The 1,242-nt window shown below is 75.0% G+C and carries 2 protein-coding genes; both read right to left on the bottom strand.

Features of this window, described 5'->3' with window-relative positions; all coding sequences use genetic code 11:
- Positions 1–523 (bottom strand): response regulator transcription factor (locus GTW43_RS06935; protein WP_161300738.1); only part of this gene is annotated, 523 nt, incomplete at its 3' end.
- On the bottom strand, positions 520–1,242 hold a 723-nt coding region (locus GTW43_RS06940), incomplete at its 5' end, for a histidine kinase (protein ID WP_237536448.1). The genes GTW43_RS06935 and GTW43_RS06940, both read right to left, overlap by 4 nt.

The following is a 1,242-nucleotide window of genomic DNA, read 5'->3' on the forward strand; positions in this document are numbered from 1 at the left end:
TCGAGAGACCGTCCGCGATCAGACGCAGGACCTCCCGCTCGCGCGGCGTCAGCGGGAGGTCCTGCGGCGCGCCCGCGGCCGGCCGGATCCGCGCCGCGTACCGGCCCACCAGACGGCGCGTGACCTCGGGGTCGAGGAGCGCCTGACCGTTCGCCACCGTCCGGATCCCGTGCAGCAGCCGGTCGGGCGGCGCGTCCTTGAGCAGGAACCCGCTCGCGCCCGCGCGCAGCGCCTCGTACACGTACTCGTCCAGGTTGAACGTCGTCACCACGAGCACCTTCACGGGGTGCTCGACGCCGGTCCCGGCCAGCAGCCGGGTCGCCTCGATCCCGTCCAGGACCGGCATGCGCACGTCCATCACGACGACGTCGGGCCGCAGTTCGGCCGCGAGGCGCACCGCGGACCGTCCGTCGCCGCACTGGCCCGCGACCTCCAGATCGGGCTGCGCGTCGACGATCGTCGCCAGTCCGGCGCGGATCATCGCCTGGTCGTCGCAGATCAGGACCCTGATCGGGGCGCTCATGAGCCGTTCCCCGCCGGGATCCGGGCGCGGACCACGAACGCGCCGTCCGGTCCGCGGTCCGCGCTGAACTCGCCGCCGAGGACACCGACCCGCTCCCGCAGACCGGCCAGCCCCCGGCCGCTCCCGCCGGCCGACGCGCTCCCCGTGCCGGAACCGTCGGAGTCCACCCGTACCGTGATCGCGCTCTCGCCGTGCGAGACGCGGACCGAGGTCCGGCCGCCGTGGTCGTAGTTGAGCGCGTTGGTCAGCGCCTCCTGCACCACCCGGTAGGCCACGAGGTCCGAGCTGCCGGTCGCCGTGGCGGGCGTGCCCTCCTCGGTGAACTCGACCGGCTGTCCGGCCCGGCGGGTCTGCTCGACCAGCGTGAGCACCCGTCCGACGGCCGGCGTGCGCGGCTCCGCCGCGCCGTGGTCCGGCTGGAGCAGATCGAGCAGGTGCCGCAGGTCGGTGATGGCCCGGCGGCCGGTGTCGCTCACGGCGGCGAGGGTCGCGTCGAGCCGTTCGGGCGCGGCCGTCAGATACCGCGCGGCCTCGGACTGCACGACCATGGCGGTCACGTGGTGGGTGACCACGTCGTGGAGTTCGCGGGCGATGCGGGTGCGCTCGGCGGTGCGGGCGTCCTCCGCGATCCGGCCCCGGCGCTCGGCCTCCGCGGCGCGCGCCGAGCGCATCCAGGCACCGATGCCCCAGGCGAGGACCAACGCCAGGTAGAAGGTGAC

This window comes from Streptomyces sp. SID5785, assembly GCF_009870065.1.
GTDB lineage: Bacteria > Actinomycetota > Actinomycetes > Streptomycetales > Streptomycetaceae > Streptomyces.